This is a genomic window from Sulfitobacter sediminilitoris, assembly GCF_010667575.1.
Lineage (GTDB): Bacteria > Pseudomonadota > Alphaproteobacteria > Rhodobacterales > Rhodobacteraceae > Sulfitobacter > Sulfitobacter sediminilitoris.
In genome coordinates this window covers 1-698 of record NZ_JAABNT010000088.1, presented here as the reverse complement: position 1 = coordinate 698, position 698 = coordinate 1, and the positions used below count along the sequence as shown (strand labels likewise).

The window sequence follows — 698 nt, the reverse complement described above, 5'->3', positions numbered from 1 at the left end:
CCTTCTCAGTGGCAACGGCGCCGCCCCCGCAAAAAACCGCCTCCCGCTAGGGGAGACGGTCAAGCCTAGTACTCGCTGGCCAACATGAGGGTCAGTACCCGATGTGTGACCGCCGGGTTGGCGGCGTTTTGCGAATGCGCTTGCAGGTCGAGATCGTAGGGATCGATCTTCCAGAAGAGCTTGTGGCCTTCGAGCTCAATGGACCCGAAGTCATGTTCGCCCCACGGATCATTGTCTTCACTGAAGCTGTCGAAGCCTCGGACCGCCGCCAGGGCCCGCGTGACGAACTCCGGGCCCTGCGACGACACACCGTCGGTGACAAAGACTGAGCCGCGTCCCTGGCCAAGCGTCCGAAACGCATCGTTTAGATCGCGTACCCGGCCGTTCTCGGGGCCCTCCACGCGGATCCATTGCAACTGCGTTGCTGCTTCGCAGCCATGGCAAAAGGCTTGGTCGAAATGGGCCTCCAGTTCCCAGAAGCCCGCTTCCCGGTTCCAGCAGGCCCAGGCATCGGTTACAACGCGCTCTGAGCCACAGCGTTGGCAGACAGGCACTGTGCCGATGGCGTCAAGCCCTGGTTCTTCTTTTGTCGTCATCTCTCTTCCCTCCGGTCGGGTGGCCGCCCGAGACCATCTCGGACGCACCCCACGAAGGGGGAGAGGGAGGGCTAGCTTGAAGGCCTGCGGGGCAGCGACGGG

General features: G+C 63.2%; 1 protein-coding gene. It reads right to left on the bottom strand.

The features are described from left to right. Positions 1-65: 65 nt before the first annotated feature. Entirely contained in the window at positions 66-596 is a 531-nt protein-coding gene (locus GV827_RS23235; RefSeq protein ID WP_164356717.1) for a DUF3768 domain-containing protein, read from the bottom strand. Between the last annotated feature and the right edge of the window lie 102 nt (positions 597-698).